18 protein-coding genes are annotated in these 21,555 nt (G+C 70.7%); 10 read left to right on the top strand and 8 right to left on the bottom strand.

All coding sequences use genetic code 11. The features are described 5' to 3' along the window. Positions 1 to 723 (top strand): sodium:solute symporter family transporter (locus tag ACWEV3_RS05150; RefSeq protein ID WP_452612648.1); only part of this gene is annotated, 723 nt, incomplete at its 5' end. A gap of 12 nt (positions 724 to 735) precedes the next feature. Beyond that, positions 736 to 987, top strand: coding sequence for a hypothetical protein (locus tag ACWEV3_RS05145; protein ID WP_358575954.1), 252 nt, complete (start codon positions 736 to 738; stop codon positions 985 to 987). 82 nt (positions 988 to 1,069) lie between these two features. Here ACWEV3_RS05145 and ACWEV3_RS05140 read toward each other — a convergent pair whose 3' ends face one another. After that, positions 1,070 to 1,774 (bottom strand): DUF998 domain-containing protein, encoded by a 705-nt coding sequence (locus ACWEV3_RS05140; protein ID WP_452612647.1) that lies wholly within the window; start codon positions 1,772 to 1,774, stop codon positions 1,070 to 1,072. Between the two features lie 69 nt (positions 1,775 to 1,843). On the opposite strand from ACWEV3_RS05140, the gene ACWEV3_RS05135 reads away from it, so the two are divergent. Further along, positions 1,844 to 2,521 (top strand): TetR/AcrR family transcriptional regulator C-terminal domain-containing protein, encoded by a 678-nt coding sequence (locus ACWEV3_RS05135; protein ID WP_452612646.1) that lies wholly within the window; start codon positions 1,844 to 1,846, stop codon positions 2,519 to 2,521. Between the two features lie 52 nt (positions 2,522 to 2,573). Here ACWEV3_RS05135 and ACWEV3_RS05130 read toward each other — a convergent pair whose 3' ends face one another. Further along, positions 2,574 to 3,767 (bottom strand): cytochrome P450, encoded by a 1,194-nt coding sequence (locus ACWEV3_RS05130; RefSeq protein WP_452612645.1) that lies wholly within the window; start codon positions 3,765 to 3,767, stop codon positions 2,574 to 2,576. Positions 3,768 to 4,003: 236 nt separating this feature from the next. Here ACWEV3_RS05130 and ACWEV3_RS05125 point away from each other — a divergent pair, with 236 nt between their 5' ends. Then, on the top strand, positions 4,004 to 5,482 hold the full coding sequence (locus ACWEV3_RS05125; RefSeq protein ID WP_452612644.1) for a serine/threonine-protein kinase: 1,479 nt from the start codon (positions 4,004 to 4,006) through the stop codon (positions 5,480 to 5,482). Positions 5,483 to 5,555: 73 nt separating this feature from the next. Here ACWEV3_RS05125 and ACWEV3_RS05120 read toward each other — a convergent pair whose 3' ends face one another. Together ACWEV3_RS05120 and ACWEV3_RS05115 are read right to left on the bottom strand one after the other, a co-directional pair. Next, a complete protein-coding gene (locus ACWEV3_RS05120) occupies positions 5,556 to 8,114 on the bottom strand; it encodes a polynucleotide kinase-phosphatase (protein WP_452612643.1) in 2,559 nt (852 codons plus the stop codon). After that, a complete protein-coding gene (locus ACWEV3_RS05115; RefSeq protein ID WP_452612642.1) occupies positions 8,114 to 9,508 on the bottom strand; it encodes a 3' terminal RNA ribose 2'-O-methyltransferase Hen1 in 1,395 nt (464 codons plus the stop codon). The genes ACWEV3_RS05120 and ACWEV3_RS05115 overlap by 1 nt, the downstream gene beginning before the upstream one ends. Before the next feature lie 175 nt (positions 9,509 to 9,683). Between ACWEV3_RS05115 and ACWEV3_RS05110 the strand changes: the two genes are divergently transcribed. Both ACWEV3_RS05110 and ACWEV3_RS05105 read left to right on the top strand, forming a co-directional pair. Beyond that, positions 9,684 to 10,250, top strand: coding sequence for a hypothetical protein (locus tag ACWEV3_RS05110; protein WP_452612641.1), 567 nt, complete (start codon positions 9,684 to 9,686; stop codon positions 10,248 to 10,250). A 65-nt stretch (positions 10,251 to 10,315) separates the two neighbouring features. Then, positions 10,316 to 12,400 (top strand): hypothetical protein, encoded by a 2,085-nt coding sequence (locus ACWEV3_RS05105; protein WP_452612640.1) that lies wholly within the window; start codon positions 10,316 to 10,318, stop codon positions 12,398 to 12,400. Positions 12,401 to 12,409: 9 nt separating this feature from the next. On the opposite strand, the gene ACWEV3_RS05100 is transcribed toward ACWEV3_RS05105, so the two are convergent. From ACWEV3_RS05100 to ACWEV3_RS05090, 3 genes are read right to left on the bottom strand one after another with little or no spacing between them, the layout of a single operon-like run. Continuing rightward, on the bottom strand, positions 12,410 to 13,063 hold the full coding sequence (locus tag ACWEV3_RS05100) for a response regulator (protein WP_452612639.1): 654 nt from the start codon (positions 13,061 to 13,063) through the stop codon (positions 12,410 to 12,412). Continuing rightward, positions 13,060 to 14,169 carry a sensor histidine kinase gene (locus ACWEV3_RS05095; protein WP_452612638.1) on the bottom strand — a complete coding sequence of 370 codons (1,110 nt, stop codon included), beginning with the start codon at positions 14,167 to 14,169 and terminating at the stop codon, positions 13,060 to 13,062. The genes ACWEV3_RS05100 and ACWEV3_RS05095 overlap by 4 nt, the downstream gene beginning before the upstream one ends. Before the next feature lie 57 nt (positions 14,170 to 14,226). Next, positions 14,227 to 15,117, bottom strand: a complete 891-nt coding sequence (locus tag ACWEV3_RS05090) for a PfkB family carbohydrate kinase (RefSeq protein WP_452612637.1) — start codon at positions 15,115 to 15,117, stop codon at positions 14,227 to 14,229. Positions 15,118 to 15,477: 360 nt separating this feature from the next. Between ACWEV3_RS05090 and ACWEV3_RS05085 the strand changes: the two genes are divergently transcribed. The 4 genes from ACWEV3_RS05085 to ACWEV3_RS05070 all read left to right on the top strand — a co-directional run bounded on the left by ACWEV3_RS05085 (position 15,478) and on the right by ACWEV3_RS05070 (position 19,612). After that, positions 15,478 to 16,485, top strand: coding sequence for a substrate-binding domain-containing protein (locus ACWEV3_RS05085; RefSeq protein ID WP_452612636.1), 1,008 nt, complete (start codon positions 15,478 to 15,480; stop codon positions 16,483 to 16,485). Continuing rightward, the gene (locus ACWEV3_RS05080; RefSeq protein WP_452612635.1) at positions 16,482 to 17,471 is read left to right on the top strand and encodes an ABC transporter permease; all 990 of its coding nucleotides are present in this window, start codon (positions 16,482 to 16,484) and stop codon (positions 17,469 to 17,471) included. Before ACWEV3_RS05085 ends, ACWEV3_RS05080 begins: the two co-directional genes overlap by 4 nt. Beyond that, positions 17,471 to 18,280, top strand: coding sequence for an ATP-binding cassette domain-containing protein (locus ACWEV3_RS05075; protein WP_452612634.1), 810 nt, complete (start codon positions 17,471 to 17,473; stop codon positions 18,278 to 18,280). The genes ACWEV3_RS05080 and ACWEV3_RS05075 overlap by 1 nt, the downstream gene beginning before the upstream one ends. Positions 18,281 to 18,418: 138 nt before the next feature. Further along, positions 18,419 to 19,612: an FAD-dependent monooxygenase gene (locus ACWEV3_RS05070; protein WP_452612633.1), complete on the top strand. Its 1,194-nt coding sequence runs from the start codon at positions 18,419 to 18,421 to the stop codon at positions 19,610 to 19,612. Here ACWEV3_RS05070 and ACWEV3_RS05065 read toward each other — a convergent pair. Beyond that, positions 19,609 to 21,462: an ABC transporter ATP-binding protein gene (locus ACWEV3_RS05065; protein ID WP_452612632.1), complete on the bottom strand. Its 1,854-nt coding sequence runs from the start codon at positions 21,460 to 21,462 to the stop codon at positions 19,609 to 19,611. The two genes, ACWEV3_RS05070 and ACWEV3_RS05065, sit on opposite strands and share 4 nt — an antisense overlap. Between the last annotated feature and the right edge of the window lie 93 nt (positions 21,463 to 21,555).

The following is a 21,555-nucleotide window of genomic DNA, read 5'->3' as shown; positions in this document are numbered from 1 at the left end:
GGTGGGTCCGGTGGTGGGGGTGTGGATTACAACGATGCGATCTTGTTGTTGATGCGGGATCTGCTGCCGAACGGGATTCTGGGGATCGCCCTGGCGGGGTTGCTGGCGTCGTTCATGGCGGGGATGGCGGCGAACCTGTCGTCGTTCAACACGGTGTTCACGTATGACATCTGGCAGTCCTATGTGGTGCGGGACAGGGCGGATGGTTATTACCTGAGCATGGGGCGTTGGGTGACGGTGGGGGCGACGCTGGCCGCGGTGGGTACGGCGTTCATCGCGGCGGGGTATTCGAACTTGATGGATTACCTGCAGCAGTTGTTCTCGTTCTTCAACGCGCCGTTGTTCGCGACGTTCATCCTGGGGATGTTCTGGAAGCGGATGACGCCGCATGCGGGGTGGGCGGGTCTGGTGCTGGGCACGGTGTCGGCGGTGGTGGTGTTCGGGTTGTCGGAGACCGGGGTGCTGGATCTGCCGGGGCAGGGTGCGAGTTTCGTGGGTGCGGGTGTGGCGTTCGTGGTGGACATCGTGGTGAGCGTGGTGGTGTCGTTGGTGACGCGGCCGAAGCCGGAGGCGGAGTTGGTGGGGTTGGTGTACGGGTTGACGCCGCGGGCGAGTTTGCAGGCGTCGACCAGTGGTGAGGACGCGGGGTGGTATCGCCGTCCGGGGTTGTTGGCGGGGATCGCGCTGGTCCTGATCATCGCCCTCAACATCATCTTCGGCTGAGGAGGAACCGACATGGCGAAGACCTCTGGCACCGCGGGTGCCTTCGACATCCGCACCGTGATCGCGCTGCTGTTCGGCATCTTCGGCGCGGTGCTGGTCGTCGTCGGCGCGACCGACGGCGCGGACGAGATCACCAAGTCCGGCGGCATCAACATCAACCTCTACTCGGGCATCGGCATGCTCGTGTTCGCCGCCGCGCTCGTGGTGTGGGCCCGGCTGCGGCCGATCGCCGTTCCCGCCGGGAGCGACGCACCGGAATCCTGATCCGGGACGAACGAGGGGGGCGCCACCGCTCGGCGTCCCCGTCGGCGGCGGCGAAATCCACTGGGAGTGACCAGGATTCCCGTCAGCTGGATGCGGGGACCTTCTCGTTGCTGCGGCGCTCGACCTGGGGATTGCTGCCCTGCTGGAGGAGGCGGACGGCGAACAGCGCGTACCAGGCACCGACGATGCCCAGGCTGATTCGTTGCCACACGCCGTGGTACTGGCCCGTCTGGGTGTCCATGTCGAACGCGGCGGCGGCCATGTAGAGGGTGGCGGGGATCAGGATCGCCGCCATGACGCTGACGACGGCCCAGGCCAGTTCGCCGGGCCGCCGGGCGGAGCGGTAGGCGGTGGTGAGGACGGCGGCCGTCAGCACGCCGAAGGTCGGGAACATGTTCAGGCCGTGCACCCAGCCGTGCAGGGTGGGTTCGGCGGTGCCCTGGCTGCCCACCGGATAGCCGACGTAGGGGTCGGTGACGAAGACTCCCTGGACGATCAGGCACAGGCCGAGGATGCCGGTGAGGACCGGGATCGCGGCCGAGCCCCGCCCGCCGGCGAGTGCGCGCCGCGCTCCCGCGGCGAAGGCGATCGTCAAGGCGCCGGTCGCGATGAAGTTGGCGATCTGTATCCATCCCTGGTCACCCAGGCTGAGCTCGCTGCCCCAGTGGTGCAGCGGATCGTAGCCGGAGCGCAGCACGCCCTGGACCAGGATGACGACGATGAAGAGCAGGGGGGCGAAACCACAGGCGAGCAGGGCTCGGGTGACCCGGTCGGGACGCGTGGGCATCGGTCTCCTTAACGGTGCTAAATCCTTAACAGCGCTAAGCTAGCTTTAGCGCTGTTAAGCTGTCAAGCCGTGGAGGATCTGAGCCATGCCAAGCGCGGCGGACTCGAACGCGACTCGGTGGTCGCGACGGCCCTGGACCTGCTCGACGAGGTCGGGCTGGACGGCCTGACCGTGCGCCGCCTGGCCACCGAGCTGGGCGTCAAGTCGCCCGCGCTGTACTGGCATTTCCGCGACAAGCAGGAGTTGCTGGACCTGATGTCCCAGCGGCTTCAGGCGGAGCAGGGGACGGCGGGACCACTCGACGGCGAGCCTTGGCCCGAGTGGATCGCCCGGCGGGCCCACGAGCGCCGCGGCCTCCTGCTGTCCCGCCGCGACGGTGCGCGGCTGGTTTCGGGCACCAGCCCGGGGCCTGCGGCGGCGCGGATGTTCGACGCGGAACTGGGAGTGCTCACCGAATTCGGGTTCAGCCCGGTCCAGGCGATGCGCGCGGTCATCGCCATCGGGCACTACATCACCGGGTTCGTCCTGGAGGAGCAGGCCGCGCAGGAGCGGCGGAACCGGGCGGAGTCGGGTGCGGACGAGCGCCGGGGGCGACGCGACCGCGAAGACGAGGCCGCTCCTCGGGAACGGTTGCCGGTCCTGGAGGCCGCGATCCGCGAGGGCGGCCCGCCGGAAGGCCCCGAGGCGTTCGAGCAGGGATTGCGGATGCTCATCGACGGAATGCGCGCGCTGACGCGGACGTCGTGAGACCGAAGCGCTGTGCGGGGCGCCCGGGTCATGGACGCCCCGCACAGCGGCTTCACGAGGTGGGGATCGCCACGACCATGTCGCGCAGTTCGTAGCCGCCGATCGCGTCGTTGAACGCGACGCGCGGCTCCTTCTTCATGTGCACGCCGGGGAGGGCGAACAGCTTCTTGAGGAAGACGTCGGTCTCCATGATCGCGATGTTCGCGCCGGGGCACTTGTGCGCACCGTCCCCGAAGGACAGTCCCGGCGCGGAGGCGTCGTTGAGGGGGCGGGCGGGGCACACGGCGAGCGGCTGGTCGCCCATCGCGCTCGGGTCGGTGTTCGTCGCGCTGACCTGGATGTCGATCACCTCGCCGGTCGGCACGGTGACCGTCTCGTCGTTCTCCGCCGGCAGCTCGACCGGTGCCGTGGTGCGCCGCCTGAGGTGGCCGACGACCGGTTCCAGGCGCAGCAGCTCGTGCAGGATCGCGAGCCGCTCGGGCTCCTCGGCGGCGCGGTAGCGGTCCAGCAGCGGCTCGTCGGTGAACAGGTGCCACGCGGCGAGGTTGACGAACTCGCGGGTGGTGACCATGCCGGCGGCGGCGAAGGTGATGCACTCGCCGAGGATCTCGGCCGACGAGCAGCCTTCGTCCAGCAGGTGCGAGATCAGGTCGTCGCGGCGCTGCTTGCGGCGCGCGCGGACGGCGGGCCGGACGTCGCCGAAGTAGATCCCGGACCAGTTGGTGGCCTGCCGCCAAATCCAGTAGAGCCCGTTGAGGCTGGTGAAGCCCGGTTCGCCGAATTCCTCCGGGAAGAACCGCTCCAGCCGGTGCTGGAGGCCGGGGCGGCTCTCGGTCAGCCCGATCACCGCGCACGCCACGTCGATGGCGAGGGTGAAGCTCAGGTCCGACAGCTGCGCCTGCCCGGCGCCGCGGAGCTTGTCGAGCTGGGCGTCCGCCACCCGCTCCATCAGCTCGCGGTAGCTCTCGTCCACCCGGCGCGGCGTGAAGTACTTGGCGGTCTGGCGCCGGTGCTCGCGGTGCTCCGGGCCGTCCCGGTACAGCACCGGGCGCCGGATCTTGGCGGGCATCTTCTCGACCGTCTCCACCCCGAGGCCGGCCTGGACGGTGTCGGTGCTGCGCAGCGCGGCGCGTGCCGCGGCGTGGCCCCGGATCGTCCAGACGCCGTCGGAACCGCGGCTGACCGGGCAGCCGCCCTCGGGTTCGCCTCGATCGATCTTGCGTGCGTTCGTCCCGTCGGTCGACATCGGTGGACCGGTCCTTTCCGCAGCCGGGTGGTCGAACATGATCCACTTCTTGTAGCAGCCCCGGGTCGCCCGGCGCACCGGTCGGTGTCGGTTCGTAGCGGAAACTTCACCGGCGGCACTGGGTGACCGGATCGCTTCCGTAGGTCGCGGTAGGGTGCGGCACTCGGGGTGTTCGGCGCCGTTGTGACTCACCCAATAGGATGACGGCCGATGTCGGTCTTGAGGAGTTACGCACCGTGAAGTGGCAGTTCGGCCCTTACCGGGTGGATGGCTTGATCGCGCGGGGTGGGATGGGCGAGATCCTCCGCGCGTACGACACCCGTCACGACCGCGTGGTCGCCCTCAAGCTCCTGGCCGAGAACCTCGCCGCCGACGAGGAGTTCCGCGAGCGGTTCAAGCGGGAGGCGCACGCGGCCGGCCGGCTGCGGGAGCCGCACGTCATCCCGATCCACGCCTACGGCGAGATCGACGGCCGGCTCTACCTCGACATGCGCCTGGTGGAGGGCAGCGACGTCGGGTCGCTGCTCGCCGCGCACGGCCCGATGCGCCCGGCGGACGCGGTGGCGGTGCTGGAGCAGGTCGCGGAGGCGCTGGACGCCGCGCACCAGGAAGGCCTGGTGCATCGCGACGTCAAGCCGTCCAACATCCTGGTCAGCCACAGCGGGTTCGCCTACCTCGTCGACTTCGGCATCGCCGCGTCGCTGCGCGCCTCCGCGACGCTGACCTCCACCGGCTACACCGTCGGCACGCTCGCCTACATGGCGCCGGAGCGGTTCGACGACGGCCCGGTCGACCACCGGGTGGACGTGTACTCGCTGGCCTGCGTGCTGTACCAGTGCCTGACCGGCGCGAAGCCGTTCGCCGGGGACACCGCGGCGTCGCTGATCAACGCGCACCTCAACCACGCGCCGCCGGCGCCGACCGGCGTCCGCAATGATCTCCCGCGCGAGTTCGACCAGATCGTCACGCGCGGCATGGCGAAGAACCCGGCCGACCGGTTCGGCAGCGCGGGCGAGCTGGCGAGGGCGGCCCGGCAGGCGCTGACCAGCGTCACGGCGATCCCGCCGCAGTTCGCCGCGCTGCCCGCGGCGCCGAAGCGAAAGGGCGGCGCGCGCTGGGTGTACGCCCTGGCCGGGGTCGGCGTGGTCGCGGCCGTGGCCGGGGTGGCGGCCTTCGCGACCACGATGAACAACGAGCCGGGCCAGGCGATTCCGGTCGGCGACCCGTCGCCGCTGCTGCCGGAGACGAGCGCGGTGCAGACCTCGGTGCCGCCGACGTCCAGCGCGCCGCCGCCCCCGCCGCCGTCTTCCGCGCCCGCCCCGCCGCCGGCGCAGGACACCGCGACGCAGGCACCGGACACCCAGGAGCCGGCGGAGGATCCGGAGACGCCGCCGGCGACACCGGCGCAGACGAAGTGGTGCCAGTCGGTCAGCTACGAGGGCGCGGAGCGCGGCACCGGCTGTTTCGAAGCGGTCGGCGACCACCTCTTCGCGCACGACACCAGCAAAGACGGCATGTGGGTCAAGACGCTGTCGGAGACCGACTACGGCCGCAAGGACGAGTGCAAGGACGACAACAGCGCGGAAGGCCCGCCGGTCGACTGCAACCTGGACCTGAGCGAGAAGGGCGAGGTCCGCTTCAAGGTCGAGCTCTGGGACGGCAAGACCAAGCTCAGCGAGACCGCCTGGTCGAAGTTCGTCCCGATCGGCCAGTGATCGCGGATCAGACTGCGGGCCACAGCTCGGCCGCGGCGAAGCACGCCGGGTGGCCGCTCGGGGCGTGACCGGCTCACAGCCGCGGGTCGACGGGCTCGGATTCCAGGGCCAGCACGGCGAAAACGCACTCGTGCACCCGCCACAGCGGCTCGCCCCTCGCGACCCGCTCCAGGCCCTCCAGGCCGAGCGCGTACTCGCGGGTGGCGAGGCCGCGCTTGCGGCCGAGGGACCGCTGGCGGAGGCGCTCCAGGTTCGCCGCCTCGGTGTAGTCGGGCCCGTAGATGATCCGCAGGTACTCGCGCCCGCGCACCTTCACGCCCGGCTGCGCCAGGCCGCGCTGACCCCTGGTGACGTTCGCCGCCGGCTTGACCACCATGCCTTCGCCGCCGTCGCCGGTCAGCTCCTCCCACCACGCGACGCCCGCCGCCGTCGAATCCGGGTCGATGGTGTCCACGGCGAGCCTGCGGGTCGTGGCGAACAGCTCCGGGTCGGCGCCGACGAGCCGGTCCGCCACCGAAAGGTGCCAGCCGTGCTCGCGGTCGTGGAAGGTCCGGCCCTCGGCGGCCAGCACCTGGAACGGCGCGAGCCGCACACCGGTCAGCCCCTCGGTCGGCCAGCAGTACCGCCGGTACGCCTCGCGGTACGCGTCGGCATTCGCCGCCCGCGCAACGGTTTTGGCGTGCAGTTCGGCGACGTCCACGCCGCGTTGCGACGCGGCGGCCAGGATCTCCACGGCGCTGGGCAGCGCCGCCGACGCCGCAGCACCGACCGCGGCGTACTGGTCCATGATCAGGCCGCGCGCCTTCGCGCTCCAGGGCATGAGCTCGGCGTCCAGAAGCAGCCAGTCCGTCGACAGCTCCTCCCACAACCCGGCCGAAGCAGCGGCCGCGCGCACGCGGCCGAGCAGTTCCTCGGTCTGGTCCGGCGCGAAGAACGGCCGTCCGGTGCGGGTGTGCACCGCGCCCGGACCGTCGATGCCGAGCCTGGACGCGCCCGTCGAAGAATCCCGGCACACCAGCACGATCGCTCGCGAGCCCATGTGCTTCTCCTCGCACAGCACGTCCTGCACACCGGCCGCGCGGTAGCCCGCGAAGGCTTCTTCGGGGTGCTCCAGCACGTCGGGGCGGTTCGAGGTGGCCACCGGCGCCATGGTCGGCGGCAGGTACAGCAGCCACCGCGGGTCGATCGCGAAGCGGCTCATCACCTCCAGGGCCGCGGCCGCCCGCTCGGGCTGGACGGCGATCCGCCCGTGGTGCCGGGTTTCCACCGAACGGCGGCCCGCGACGTCGTCGAGGTTGAGCACGTGCGGCTCCCGCCGCGACACCGAATCCGCCGCCGGGGGCAGCTCCTCGGGCGGCAGCAGCGGGCGTTTCGGCTCGTACCAGACGTGGTGCGCCCGAACCGAGACGACCTCGCGCTCCGGATAGCGCAGCGCCGTGAGCTTGCCGCCGAAGACGCAGCCGGTGTCCAGGCACATCGTGCCGTTGACCCACTCCGCCTCGGGCATCGGAGTGTGGCCGTAGAGCACCATCGCCTTGCCCCGGTAGTCGTTGGCCCACGGGTAGCGCACCGGCAGCCCGAACTCGTCGATCTCGCCGGTGGTCTCGCCGAACAGCGCGAAGCTGCGCACGGTTCCCGACGCGCGGCCGTGGAAGTGCTCGGGCAGCCCGGCGTGGGCCACCACGAGCTTGCCGCCGTCGAGCACGTAGTGCGCGACCAGGCCGTCGCAGAACTCCTCCGCCTGCTTGCGGAACTCCGGTGGCTCGGCCGCGAGCTGCGCCAGCGACTCGGCGAGGCCGTGCGCGATCTTGACGTTGCGGCCGCGCAACGCGCGGACGAACTTCTGCTCGTGGTTGCCGCACACCACCAGCGCGGTCCCGGCCCCGGCCATCCCCATCACCAGGCGGAGCACGCCGGGCGTGTCCGGGCCGCGATCGACCAGGTCGCCGACGAACACCGCGCGCCGGCCTTCCGGGTGCGCGGCGCCGATGGCGCGCCGCTCGTCGTCGCGCTCGATGGCGTAGCCGAGGGATTCGAGCAGTTCCTCCAGCTCGGCCCGGCAGCCGTGCACGTCGCCGATCACGTCGAACGGCCCGGTCTCGGCGCGCTTGTCGTTGAGCAGCGGCTCGACCTCGATGGTGGCCGCCGCCACCTCCTCGACGCTGCGCAGCACGTGCACGCGCCGGAAACCCTCCCGCTGCAACGACTTCAGCGACCGGCAGAGCTCGGCACGGTGCCGGCGGACGACCGGCGCGCCGAAATCCCGGTCGGGGCGGGCCGCGTTGCGCTCCAGGCACACCGACTCGGGCATGTCGAGCACGATGGCGACCGGCAGCACGTGGTGCTTCCGCGCCAGCTCGATCAACGTGGACCGGGAGCCGCGCTGGACGTTGGTGGCGTCGATGACCGTGATCCGCCCGGCCGCCAGCCGCTTGCCCGCGACGTAGTGCAGCGCGTCGAAGGCGTCCGCGCTCGCCGACTGGTCGGATTCGTCGTCGGCGACGAGACCGCGGAAGTAGTCGCTGGAGAGCACCTGCGTCGGCGCGAAGTGGGTGCGCGCGAAGGTGGACTTCCCCGAGCCGGAGGCGCCGATCAGCACCACCAGCGCCATGTCCGGAATGGACAGTCGCATCACGCCACCGCCGTCCTGGTGAACACCGCCAGCTGCGTCGGCGCCCCGACCTGCGGATCCTCCGGCCCGACGGGCAGGTGCTCGACCGCGTAGCCGTGCCGGCCGGCCACGCCGCCGGCCCACTGCCGGAACTGCGACCGCGTCCACTCGAAGCGGTGGTCGGCATGCCGGAAAGCACCGGCGGGCAGGTTCTCGAAGCGCACGTTGTACTCCACGTTCGGGGTGGTGACGACGACCGTGCCGGGCCGGGCGGCGGCGAACACCGTGTGCTCCAGCGCGGTCAGCCGGGGTGGGTCGACGTGCTCGATGACCTCCATCAGCACCGCCGCGTCGAATCCGGCGAGGGAGGTGTCCACGTAGGTCAGCGCGGACTGGCGCAGCGCGAGCCGCTCGCGCCGGCGCTCCGGCAGCCGCTCGAAGCGGCGCGCGGCGACCTCCAGCGCGCGGGCCGACAAGTCCACGCCGACGATCTCGGTGAACGACGGCTCCTGGATCAGGTCGTGCAGCAGGGCGCCGCCACCGCAACCGAGGTCGAGCACGCGCCGCGCCCCGCTCGCCTTGAGCGCGGCCAGCACGCTTCCGCGGCGCTGCACGGCGAGCGGAACGTCCTTTTCGGACGTTGCGGTCACCGCCGGCTCGGCCATCGCGTCGTCCAGCTCGTCCTCGCCGGACTCCGCCAGCTGCGCCAAGGCCGAGCGCACGTAGGACTTGCGGTGCGCCAGGTACCGGTTGCTGATCAGCTCCCGCTCGGGGTGGTCGGCCAGCCAGCCGTCACCGGCACGCAGCAGCTTGTCCACCTCGTCCGAGCCGACCCAGTAGTGCTTGCCGTTGTCCAACACCGGAATCAGCACGTAGAGGTGCTTGAGCGCGGCGGAGACGCGCAGGTCGCCGGACAGCCGCAGGTCCACGTAACTGGAGTCGCCCCAGCCCGGAACATGCGGATCCAGCGGGACCGGCGCGGCCTCGACCCGCCAGCCCAGCGGCTCGAACAGCCGCGCGGCCAGCTCGGCACCACCCCGGCACGGCAACGCGGGAACCCGGACCCGCAGCGGAATCGGTGTCTCCGCCAGCTCAGGTCGCGCATCGCAACGCCCGTTCAGCGCCGTCCGGAACACCGAACCCAGCGCCACGGCGAGCAGCGAGCCCGCGGCGTAGGGCCGGTCGTTGACGTACTGGGCCAGCGCGAAGGCGTCGTTCTTCTTGCCGCGCACCAGGTTCACCGGATCGACGTCCAGCAGCAGCGCGGCGGTGCACTCGTCCTCGGCGGCGACCGGGTAGAAGACGTGCGCCGTTCCGCCGGCCACCGCGAAGGTCTGCGCCTTCTGCGGATGCTTGTGCAGCAGGTACCCGAGATCGGTGGCCGGTCGGTGCGTGGTGGTGAGGGTGACGAGCACGGCCACAGTGTGCCCCAACGCCGGGCACTGGCGAACCTCCTTTTTCAGGTGGCAGACCGGGTACGCAGACGGACGTACGGCAGGAGTCGATTGCGGCCCGATGTGCCGGCGGGAGAGCCCGGCCAGAGTTGGTCCCGCGGCGCCCGGACCGCCGCGGGACCAACGGGAGGCGATCGTGTCGAACCGGCCTGCATCGACCAAGCGCGGCTCGCGCCGGCTTTCGCCGCGCGCCTACAAGTTGTGGAGCACGGTGCACCTCGTCGTCGCGTCCGCGTGGCTGGGGGTCACGGCGGCCAAGCTGGTGCTCGGCCTGGCCGCCGTGCTGACCGGTGCTCCGCCCCGCGCGCAGAGCCTGTACCTGGCGGTGGACGCGGTCGACGTGGCGTTCCCGCCGCTGGCGATCGCCACGCTGCTGTCCGGCGTGGTGCTCTCGCTGGGCACCAGGTGGGGCCTGCTGCGGCACTACTGGGTGGTGACGAAGCTGGTGCTGACCGTCGCGGTGATCGTGACCGCGGTGCAGCTGGAAGACCGGTACGTGCGTCGCGCCGTACCGGCCCTGGAGTGGCGGGACGGGGGCACGTTCTTCGGCGCCCAGCCGTGGTCGGCCGGACTGCTGCTCGCCTTGCCGGTCGTCCACCTGATCATGCTGGTGGCGGCGACGGTGCTGTCCATCTACAAGCCGTGGGGCAGAACGCGAAGGCCCGCTGTGCGCGTCGAAGCCTCCCGTATGACACGAATATAAAACCCTGTCAGCGGTGCTTGGTAAGTTCTCGCGAACTCGTTCGGAGACTTGCGGAGGTACATCGCATGACCAATGGGGCGCCCCCGGATATCGAAATGAAGCCGTGGCGCGAGCGGTCTAACACGATCGGGATCCTGCCGGGGAAGGCCAACGAGCAGACCGAACCGCTCCGTCGCGTCATCTCCCAACTGCCGCTTCCGAGTGGCAGCCGGATCGAGCTCCTGTCGGCCCAGGGCGAACCCAAGTCGCTTGCGTGCGACAGCCTCTGCAGGAACCAGCTCACCCGAGGTGCCTTGGTCATGCGGGGCGCGGACTTCGAGTGGGTCGCGACCAACGCGGCGCGGCACTGGTTCGAGTCCGACGACAGCGCTTTCCTCGCCCGACATCTGCATGCGAATGTCAAGCTTTTCGGCGAACTCCTCGCGGCGGTGGACGACGAAACCAGAACCGCCGACCTGCTTCAGCTGGCCGGGGGCTATGGGCTGAATTGGGAGAGCCCCGACCAGATCTTTCGACGGCTCGGGTGGTTGCAGAGCCTCGGTCTGGTGGAACGCTGGGGCTTCAGCCGCTTGGTGGTGACCGAACAAGGCCGCGATTTCTTGTCGTCGATCGAGCTGTGCCAACCAGAAGAAGCGCTGGGACAGGGGTCCAACGGCAACGAGGAGCCGGCAGAGATGATCGAAGCGAGCGCGAGCGTGGCCGAGGCGATCGCGGACCTCGACTCCCGGAAGCTCGCCGAGCGCAAGGTCCTGATCGGCTACATCCCGCGCGGGCAGAAGGTCTCCGGCCGCCCCACCGGTTCCGGCCAGGCGGGGGTCCTGGAAGCCATGCGGAACTTCGTCGAGTTGCTGGGAAACGGAGCTTCCACCGACGAGCTCTTCCGGCGAGCCAACGAGCAACTCGGGCTGAAGAAGAGCTCTTTCACGCAAAGCATGCACACGTTCCGGAACATGCGGCTAATCGACATGGTCTCCTTCAACCGCTACGCGCTCACCCGCGAAGGGGAGACGCTGTTGCAGGCCGGGAGCGAAGTCGATCTCGTCCGTTTCCTGCACACCCGCTACCGGTTCGTGGGTGAGCTCCTCGCGTGCCTGGAATCGACCACACCCGTCGCGAAACTCGTGGCGGTCGCGAACGAGCAGTTCGGTTGCCACCAGATCGATGGTACCGAGATCCGCAGGCGCCTCAGCCTGATGGCCGACGCGGGCCTGGTCGAACGCGTCGATTGGACCCGCTACCGGTCGACCCCGACCGGCCGGTTGCTCGCGGAAGAACTGCTGCTGGAATCGCCGACCACGGCGAACTCCGCTCCGCAGCAGGAGTCACCGGTCGATGGGCCGGTCCACGGCGCGCTGGACCAGACGAGTGCCGATCTGCGGCGCTGTTCCAGGCTTGGCGACGCGACCAGCAGTGACTTCGAACAGGCGGTGGCGAGGGCCTTCGAACTCTTCGGCTTCCGTTCCGAACACCTCGGTGGCAGCGGACGAACCGACGTTCTCGTGACCGTGGAGTTGTCGGCCGCGGACAGTTTCCGCTCCATCGTCGACGCCAAGGCTTCGGCTACCGGCTTGATCGGCGACAACTCGATCAAGTTCGACGCGCTCAAGGATCACCAGCGGAAGCACCGCGCGGATTTCGGCATGGTCGTCGGCCCCGACTTCTCGAACCGGGTCAAGGAATGGGCGGCCAACAACAAGTTCACGCTCTTGACCGTGGACGAGCTGATCGGGCTTCTCGAACGCCACCAGAAGACTCCGCTGACGCTGCCCGAGCTGAAGGGCCTGTTCGAGCACTCCGACTCCGATCTCGCGGAAGTCGAGGAGCAGTACGACGCCGCCGAAGACTCCGTCAAGATCCTTACCCGGCTCGTCGACATGCTCTACCAAGAGGCGAACGAAGAGGACCCGGTTGCCGAGGGTTTCATCAGTGCGGAGAACCTCCACTACGTACTGAGGAAGGAGCTGACGCCCCGGCCGTCGCGAACGGCCATCGAGGATGCCCTGCAGTTCCTGGCCAGTCCACTGGTCAAGGCGGTCGTCCAGCGCCAGGACAAGTACAAGCTGGTCGACGCACCGTCGAACATCATGCGGCGGCTGTGCGGCTTGGGATCGGGTCTCGACGGACTCTCCGTGGACGATGGAGCCGACTAGCCGGGCGCGCTAGTCGGCGAGGCCGGACTGGTAGGCGAAGACGACGAGCTGGGCGCGATCGCGCGCGCCCAGCTTGATCATCGCCCGGCTGACGTGCGTTCGGGCCGTCGCCGGGCTGACCACCAGGCGCTCCGCGATCTCCTCGTTGTTCAGGCCCTCCGCGACGAGGCCGAGCACCTCGCGCTCCCGCTCGGTGAGCGTGTGCAGCTGCGGGTGCGGGCGGCGCGACTTCGGTGCCATCGACACGAACTCCCGGACCAGCTTCCGCGTCGCCGACGGCGCGAGCAGCGCCTCACCGCCGGCCACCAGCCGGATCGCCCGGAGCAGGTCGACCGGCTTGGTGTCCTTCAGCAGGAACCCGCTGGCCCCGCCGCGCAGCGCGGCGAAGACGTACTCGTCGACCTCGAAGGTGGTCAGCACGATCACCTTGGTGTCCGGCAACTCCGGGTCCGCGGTGATCCGCCGGGTCGCCTCCAGCCCGTCGACGCCGGCCATCCGCACGTCCATCAGGACCACGTCCGGCCGGTGCTCGCGCGCCGCGGCCACCGCCGCCAGCCCGTCCGCGGCCTCGCCGACGCAGGTCAGGTCGTCCTCGTTGTCGAGGAGGGTGCGCAGTCCGATGCGGACCAGGTCCTGGTCGTCGACGATCAGCACGGTGATCATGGATGTCCTTCGGTGGGCAGGCGGGCGTGCACTTCGAACCGGCCGTCGCCGGTGGGACCCGCGGTGAACTCGCCGCCCAGCGCCGCGACCCGCTGCCGCATGCCGGGAACGCCGAGCCCACCGCCGTCGCCCGGGGATCCGGTGAGCGGGTTGGTGACCGTGATGACCAGCGCGTCGGCCGCGTAGTCGAGCGTGACCGACGCGCGCTTGTCGCCGCTGTGGCGCAGCACGTTGGTCAGCGACTCCTGCAGGATCCGGTAGCCGGTCAGGTCGACGGGGGCGGGCAGGTCGCGCGGCTCGCCGGTGGTGGTGAGCTGGACCTGGACGCCGGCCTCGCGCATCCGCTTCCGCAGGTCGTCGAGCCTGGCCAGGCCCGGCGCCGGGCCCTGCGCGGCGGTTCGGCGCACCACGGCCAGGGTCGCGCGCAGCTCCTCCAGCGCATCGCTGCTCGTGCGGCTGATCGCCTCCAGTGCGACTTCGGCCTGCTCCGGCTTCTTCGGCAGCACGTGCAGCGCGACATCCGCCTGCATCTTGATCGCGGCCAGCCCGTGGCCGACGACGTCGTGCACCTCCTGCGCGATCCGCAGCCGTTCGTCGTCGACGCGCTGGCGCAGCGCCTCGGCCCTGGCCCGGGCCGCCGCCTCGCGCTGCAGCCGGACCGCGAGCCCCACCGCGAACGGCACCACGACCCACGCCGAACCCGGGATCACGCCGAACAGGCCGGGCAGTGTCGCGCCGCTGGTGAAGATGTGGACCAGCAGCATGAGCAGGGCGGCGAGCGCGGTCGGCACCGAGGTCGCCGGCGGGCGGTGCCTGGCGACCGAGTAGACGGCGATCAGCAGCGCCAGCAGGATCGGGCCGTAGGTGTAGCCCAGCACCAGGTACGTCGAGGTGAGCCCGGCGGCGACGAGCAGCGTCACGACCGGCCGGCGCCGCCGCAGCACCAGGACCAGCCCGGTGGCGGCCACCAGACCCACGCCGATGGCGTCGACCGGTCGGTGCGCGGTCGCGGTCCAGCGGTCGGCGCCGAGCGTGCCGACGATGCCGACCAACGTGACGAGGGCGGCGAGGACCGCGTCCCCGATCAGCGATTTGATCCCGCGCATGCTCGCAGTTTCCGCGATGTCCGAGCCGCGCGGGTCGTCCCAGGAGCGCACCTCCGCCTACTCCCCCCGACGTAGCAGGAGCTCGGGGAGGCGTTGCAGCCACGCCCGAGGCCCGGGAGTCTCGCACTTCAGCGCGGCGACCGCCGCGGCGCGCTCGATCCTGGCCGGGATGCCCGAGCCGGGCTCGCAGGCGAAGAAGCAGTAGGCGCCGTGGAAGACATCGCCAGCGCCGAGCGTGTCGACCGCCTGGATGCGCGGTGACGGCACCGCACCGTTGTCGCCGTCGTGCCACCAGCGCATCGGGCCGCCGCCGTGAGTGGTGATCACGGTCGGCACGCCCTGACCGACGAGGGCTCGGGCCGTCGCATCGGTGGTCGGGGCGCCCGGCACCCGGAAGTCGGCCGAGGCGATGACCGCCTCCGCGCGCGGCAGGAGCGGCCGCATGGCCGGTTTCCAGCGCCCGGCGTCTACCACGATCGGCGCCGATGCCGCGTCGGCGGCCGCCTCGGCGAGCACCGGGTGGTGGCCGTCGAGCAGGACGATGTCGGCCGACCCGACGAGTTCGGCCAGGTCCGGCGCCCGGTGCACCTGCAGCGCGGTGGTGTCGATGCCGACGACCGAACGCTCGCCGGTGCCTCGGGTGACCGCGACGGCGGACACCGGGGCGTCCGCGGTCCGGTCCTCGGCCGCGTCGACGACGGTGACCGAGCAGGCCGCCAGATCGGCCCGGATGACCGCCGCGACCGGGCTGCGGCCGATCGCGGTGACCAGCACCGCCTCGCCGCCCAACCCGGCGAACGTCACCGCCGCGTTCGCCGCCGGTCCACCGGCCGCGACGAACTGGGCGGCCGCGGTGGCCTTCTGGTCGGCGGCCGGGCGCGCGTCGACGTGGTGCACGACGTCCAGGGTGGTCAGGCCGACGAACACGCCGCGCGGTGGGGCAGCCACGCCGCCAGTGTAGGAGGTGATTTCTTCAATGGGCTTGGGTGGCGGTGCGGGTGGCGGAACCTCAGACGCCGCCTCGCTGTGGGATCCCCGACTTGTGTATGTCCAATACGCGGCATCGGGGCTGTCCTCGCGAGGACGACGTCTGAGAACCCGCGGCGGTGCGAGCTGAGTCCCCCACCGCATGCGGCTGACGCCGCATTTCGAAATGACCCGTAAGGAATCCGGCACCGCTTCCGTCCTCAATGGGCCGATCCGGTGGCCACCGGGGAAAGACTTGTCCGGCCATGGTCGCGTTCCTACGATGCCGTTGTTGATCGGTCGGAAAGAGCTTTGAACGCACGCCCTCGACGTGGAGGCATCATGTTCAAACGGGGCCTGACGATCGCGGCCGCACTGCTGGCGCTGACCGCAGCAGGGTGTTCGGCCGAACGCGAATGGGGCGGTGGATCGGCGAGCCCGGCGGGCACGGCCAAGATCGGCCTGATCACCAAGACCGACACCAACCCGTACTTCGTGCAGCTCCGCGAGTCCGCGAAGGCCGCCGCGCAGGCGCGGGGCGCCGAATTCATCGCGCTGGCAGGGCAGTTCGACGGCGACAACGACGGCCAGGTGCGGGCTATCGAGAACTTCGTGCAGCAGGGCGTGAACACGATCCTGATCACGCCGAACTCCTCGACCGGCGTGCTGGACGCCATCGCCCGCGCCCGCCAGGCGGGCATCCTGGTCATCGCCCTGGACACCGCGACGGAACCCGTCGACGCGGTCGACGCGACCTTCGCCACCGACAACTTCGAGGCCGGGCGGCAGCAAGGCACCTACGCCAAGGCCGCGCTCGGCGCGACGCCGCCGAAGCTGCTGATGATCGACGGCACCGCCGGATCGTCCGTCAACACCCTCCGCCACGACGGATTCCTGGCGGGCATCGGCCTGTCCGAAGGCGCGCCGGAGATCCTCGGCACCCAGAACGCCAACGGCGACCAGAACCTCGCCCAGCAGGGCGCGGAGAACCTGTTGGCCCGCGCCAGCGACATCAACGTCGTCTACACGATGAACGAGCCGACGGCGCGCGGCGCGCATGCGGCGCTGCAGGCGCGCGGGCTGGCGGGCCCGGTGGTGATGGCGTCGATCGACGGCGGCTGCGAGGGCGTGGCGAACGTGGCCGCCGGGCAGATCCGGGCGACCGTGATGCAGTTCCCGGGCAAGATGGCGGAACTGGGCGTCGACGCCGCGGTGGAGTACGCCAAGACGAAGCAGAAGCCCAGCGGCTTCCACGACACCGGCTCCGTGGTGATCACCGACCACCCGATGCCGGGCGTGCGCAGCGAGGCGGTCGCCTGGGGCGAGCAGAACTGCTGGGGCGACAAGTGACGACGCTCCGCGCGCCGGACACCGGCGAGCGGCCGGGCGTGCGGGAGTTCCTCCTGCGCGCGCCCGCGGTCGGGCCCGCGCTGGCGCTGCTCGTCGCCATCGCGGTGTTCTCGGCGTTCACCGACACGTTCCTGAACCCGGACAACCTGTCGCTGGTGGTGCAGCAGTCGCTGGTGATCGCCACCCTCGCGCTCGGCCAGACGCTGATCATCCTCACCGGCGGCATCGACCTGGCCAACGCCTCGGCCGCGGTGCTGGCCACCCTGATCATGGCCAAGCTGGCGCTGGGCGGTGCGCCCGGATTCGTTGCCCTGCTGCTGGGAATCGCGGCCACCGCGGCCATCGGCGCCGTGGTCGGAACGCTGGTGACGCAGGTGCGGCTGCCACCGTTCATCGTCACCCTGGGCATGCTCACGATGCTCACCGCGGTGGCGAAGCTGGTCGCCGACGGCGAGGCGGTGCCGACCGGCGACGCGCTGCTGACCTGGCTCGGCACCCGACGCTACCTCTTCGGCGGCATCGAGATCACCTACGGCATGACGCTGGCGCTGCTGCTGTACCTGGGGGTCTGGTACGCGCTGACCAGGACCGCCTGGGGCAAGCACGTCTACGCCGTCGGCAACGCGCCGGAATCGGCCCGGCTCGCCGGGATCAAGGTCAACCGCACGCTGCTGTCGGTGTACGTGGTGGCCGGGGTGATCTTCGGGCTGGCCGCCTGGCAGGCGCTCGGCCGGGTGCCCAACGCCGACCCGAACGCCTACCAGCTGGGCAACCTCGACTCGATCACCGCGGTGGTGCTCGGCGGCACGAGCCTCTTCGGCGGCCGGGGATCGGTGCTGGGCACGCTGATGGGGGCGCTGATCGTCGCGGTCCTGCGCTCCGGGCTGACGCAGCTGGGCGTCGACGCGCTCTACCAGGACGTCGCCACCGGGGCCCTGGTGATCGCGGCGGTCGTGGTGGACCGGGTGACGAGGAGGAACGGCTGATGGTGCCCACGCTCTCCGCTCGCGGCCTGGTCAAGCGCTACGGCCGGGTGACCGCCATCGACGGCGCGGACTTCGAGGTCCGGCCCGGCGAGGTGCTGGCCGTCGTCGGCGACAACGGCGCGGGCAAGTCGAGCCTGATCAAGGCGTTGTCGGGGGCGCTGATCCCGGACGCGGGCGAGATCCGCGTGGACGGCGAGGTGGTGCACTTCCGCGGGCCGCTGGACGCCCGCCGCTACGGCATCGAGACGGTGTACCAGGACCTGGCGCTGGCCCCGGCGCAGGACATCGCGTCCAACATGTTCCTGGCGCGGGAGAAGCGGCACCCGGGGCTGCTCGGGAAGCTGTTCCGGAAGGTCGACCAGGGCTGGATGCGGGCCGAGGCGCAACGGGTGCTGGACGAGCTGGGCATCGCGGTGAAGTCGATCGCGCAGCCGGTGGAAACGCTGTCGGGCGGGCAGCGGCAGGGCGTCGCGGTGGCCCGGGCGGCGGCCTTCGGCACCAAGGCGGTGATCATGGACGAGCCGACGGCGGCGCTCGGCGTGGCGGAATCGGGGAAGGTGCTGGCGCTGATCGACCGGATCCGGCAGCGCGGCCTGCCGGTGGTCCTGATCAGCCACAACATGCCGCACGTCTTCGAGATCGCGGACCGGATCCACGTGCACCGGCTCGGCCGCCGGGTAGGCGTGGTGACGCCCCGGGAGCACAGCATGAGCCAGGTGGTGGGGCTGATCACCGGAGCACTGGTGCTGCGGGAGGACGGCGGCCTGGAGGAGGTCTCGTCCGCGGTGCGCACGGGCCTGGGGGAGTAGCGGCGCGCGGGTGCCCCGACACACCGGGTGGGAGTGCGACCAACCGGGCGGCGGTGTACAACGAGAGCGTCACGCGGACAACGGCGTGCCTCCCGGTGCGCCTGCGCAGCTGCCCGCCTGTTATCAGGAGGTCGTGCTGTGAGAATTGTGTGCATCGGAGCCGGCCCCGCCGGTCTGTACTTCGCCATTTCGGCCAAGATGAGGGACGCCGGGCACGACATCACCGTGATCGAACGGGACCCGCCGGGAGCCACCTACGGCTGGGGCGTCGTGTACTGGGAGAACCTGCTGGACACCCTGTACCGCAACGACCGGGAGAGCGCGGAGCGGATCCGCGCCGCCTCGACGCTGTGGCAGGAGCAGGTCGTCGCCATGCGCGGCCGGGACAAGGCATACCTCGGGGGATACGGCTACAGCGTGAACCGCGCGCCGCTGCTGGAGATACTCGCCGAACGGGCGGTCCAGCTGGGCGTGGACGTCCGCTACGAGCACGCCGCGGATGACCTGTCGGAGTTCGCCGACGCCGACCTGATCGTGGTCGCCGACGGCGCGAACAGCCGCACCCGCCAGCGCCACGCCGAGGAGTTCGGCACCCAGGTCGACCACGGCCGCAACCCCTACATCTGGCTGGGCACGGACCGGGTCTTCGACATGTTCACCTTCGACTTCGAAGAGACACCCGAGGGCTGGATCTGGTTCCACGCCTACCCCTCCAGCGCCGGCATCAGCACCTTCATCGTCGAATGCCAGGACACCACCTGGCGACGACTGGGCCTGGACCAGATGGGCCCGGAGGACACCGTCGCGCTGCTGGAGCGGATCTTCGCGGGCCCGCTGCAGGGCGGCTCGCTGATCAGCCAGTCCCGCGGGAAACCCGCGGCGTGGCAGCGGTTCACCCAGGTCTACAACCAGACCTGGCTGCACGGGAACATGGTGCTGATCGGCGATGCCGCGCACACCACGCACTTCACCATCGGCTCCGGGACCCGGCTGGCGATGCTGGACGCGATCGTGCTCGCGCAGTACCTGTTCGACCACGGCGACACGACCGCCGCGTTGAAGGAGTTCGACGAGGAGGGCCACGCCCAGCTGCGCCTGGCGCAGACCGCCGCGCGCACCAGCATGGCGTGGTTCGAGAACATCGACCGCTACACCGATCGCGGCGCGGTGGACTTCACCTTCGCGATGGCCGGCCGCCACAGCGTGCAGCCGCCGTGGCGGTACCAGCAGCACCTGGTCAACCAGAACCTGTTGGTGCGCAAGGGGAAGCGGCTCGCCGGCGTCGGGCAGCGCTGGTTGCGCGCCCGGCGCCGCGGCGAGTCCTGGCGCTAGTTGTTGGGCAGTCGGCCGTCCGGCCGGGCCGGTGCTTCCGGCTCGGCCGGAGTCTCCGGGTGGTGCAGCCGGTAGAGGTGGGCGTAGCCGTTGTTGTTGGCCAGCAGCTCGTGGTGGGTGCCGGCCTCGGTGATCGTCCCCCGGTCGAGGTAGATGATCTGCTGGGCGTCGCGCACCGTGAGCAGGTTGTGCGAGATCACGATGGTGGTGCGACCGGCCATCAGGCGCCGCAGCGGCGCGAGGATCCGCCGCGAGGCTTCGGCGTCCAGGCTCGTGGTGGGCTCGTCCAGCAGCAGGATCGGGGCATCGCGGATCATCGCGCGGGCGATCGCGATGCGCTGCCGCTGGCCGCCGGAGAGCAGCCGGCCGCGCTGCCCGACGCGGGTGTCGTAACCCTCCGGCAGCCGCTGGATGAACTCGTGCGCGTCGGCCGCTTCGGCCGCTTCGACGAGCCGTTCGCGGCTGGCGTCCGGGCGCCCGGCCAGGATGTTGTCCGCGATGGTGCCGTCCAGCAGCAGCGTTTCCTGCAGCACGATGGCGATGTTGGCGCGCAACGCGGCGATGTCCACGGCCCGCACGTCGGTGCCGTCCAGCAGGATCCGGCCGTGGGTGGGGTCGTAGAACCGCAGCAGCAGCTTGGTGAGGGTCGACTTGCCCGCGCCGCTGGCGCCGACCACGGCGGTGGTCTGGCCGGGCAGTGCGCAGAAGCTCACCCCGTGCAGCACGTCGTCGGCGGTGTCGGGGTAGCGGAAGGTGACCCGGTCGACCTCCAGGCGGCCGGTGACCCGCCGCGGCAGCGGGATCGGGTGCGCCGGGTTCTGCACCAGCGGGCGCTGGTCGAGCAGGTCGATGATGCGCTCGGCGCTGGCGGCGGCGGAGAAGACGGTGTTGGACAGCTGGCCGAGGCTGCGGACCGGTGTGTAGAGCTGGGACAGGTAGACCAGGAACACCAGCAGGCCGCCGAGGGTGATCCGGTCCGCCGACAGCTCGTAGATGCCGACACCGAGGATCGCCATCACGCCGATGACCTCCAGCACGTCGACGAGCGGGGAGAACAGCGCGCCGACCCGCACGGACGCCAGCGCGGCGGCGACGTTGCCGCGGCTCTGCCTGGCGAAGCGGTCGATCTCCGACTGCTCCCGCCCGTAGGCCTGGATCAGCGGCGCGTTGCCGAGGCTCTCCTCGGCGACGGTGGCGATCGAGCCGCTGCGGCCGCGGACCTCGCGGGAGGCCTCCCGGATCCGTCGCGCGAAGAACTTGGCGACGACCCAGAACAGCGGCGCCCCGACCAGGGACACCAGCGCCAGCAGCCAGTCGAGGTAGAACAGCACGCCGGCGAACAGCAGGACCTTCACCACCGAGGCGAAGGTCTGCGCGACGCCGGAGAGCACCAGACCCTCGATGGCGGCCACGTCACCGGTGAGCCGGGACAGCGTGTCGCCGATGCGCCTGCGGTCGAAGAACCCGACCGACAGCGTGTGCAGGTGGGCGAAGACCTTGGTGCGCAACTTGTTCAGGAAGTTCTCGCCGATCCACGTCGCCAGGTACTGCCCGCAGAAGTCCAGCGCGCCGGAGACCAGCGTGATCACCGCGTACGCCGCGGCGATGGCGGGGAAGAGGGAGAAATTGCGCGGGGTGAGCACGTCGTCGATGAGCACCTTGAACAGCCAGATCGCGGCGGCGTCCAGCAGCGGCGCCACCAGCACCAGCACCAGGCTGAGCAGCAGCCAGCCGCGGTACTGCCGCGCATCCGGCCAGAAGCGGCGGAAGACTTCTCGCAGCCGCACCGTCGGCGCGCGCTCGACGAGTCCTTCGGTGTCCCGGTCGGCCGGCCGGAACAGCCAGTTCACCAAGCCCGGCAAATCCTCACCCCCCATGCACGGGCGTAGCTCCCACCCCCGCGGGGTGGGAGCTACGCGATGACGAAACGGTCCAGTGGACGT

The sequence above is a fragment of the Saccharopolyspora sp. NPDC003752 genome, assembly GCF_053605825.1.
This window is presented reverse-complemented; position numbering and strand designations above follow the sequence as displayed.

Coding starts and splice junctions, on each gene's coding strand:
- ACWEV3_RS05100 (WP_452612639.1), bottom strand. CDS start 13,063: ATGATCACCGTGCTGATCGTCGACGACCAGGACCTGGTCCGCATCGGA.
- ACWEV3_RS05105 (WP_452612640.1), top strand. CDS start 10,316: ATGACCAATGGGGCGCCCCCGGATATCGAAATGAAGCCGTGGCGCGAG.
- ACWEV3_RS05120 (WP_452612643.1), bottom strand. CDS start 8,114: ATGCGACTGTCCATTCCGGACATGGCGCTGGTGGTGCTGATCGGCGCC.
- ACWEV3_RS05145 (WP_358575954.1), top strand. CDS start 736: ATGGCGAAGACCTCTGGCACCGCGGGTGCCTTCGACATCCGCACCGTG.
- ACWEV3_RS05140 (WP_452612647.1), bottom strand. CDS start 1,774: ATGCCCACGCGTCCCGACCGGGTCACCCGAGCCCTGCTCGCCTGTGGT.
- ACWEV3_RS05095 (WP_452612638.1), bottom strand. CDS start 14,169: ATGCGCGGGATCAAATCGCTGATCGGGGACGCGGTCCTCGCCGCCCTC.
- ACWEV3_RS05075 (WP_452612634.1), top strand. CDS start 17,471: ATGGTGCCCACGCTCTCCGCTCGCGGCCTGGTCAAGCGCTACGGCCGG.
- ACWEV3_RS05130 (WP_452612645.1), bottom strand. CDS start 3,767: ATGTCGACCGACGGGACGAACGCACGCAAGATCGATCGAGGCGAACCC.
- ACWEV3_RS05085 (WP_452612636.1), top strand. CDS start 15,478: ATGTTCAAACGGGGCCTGACGATCGCGGCCGCACTGCTGGCGCTGACC.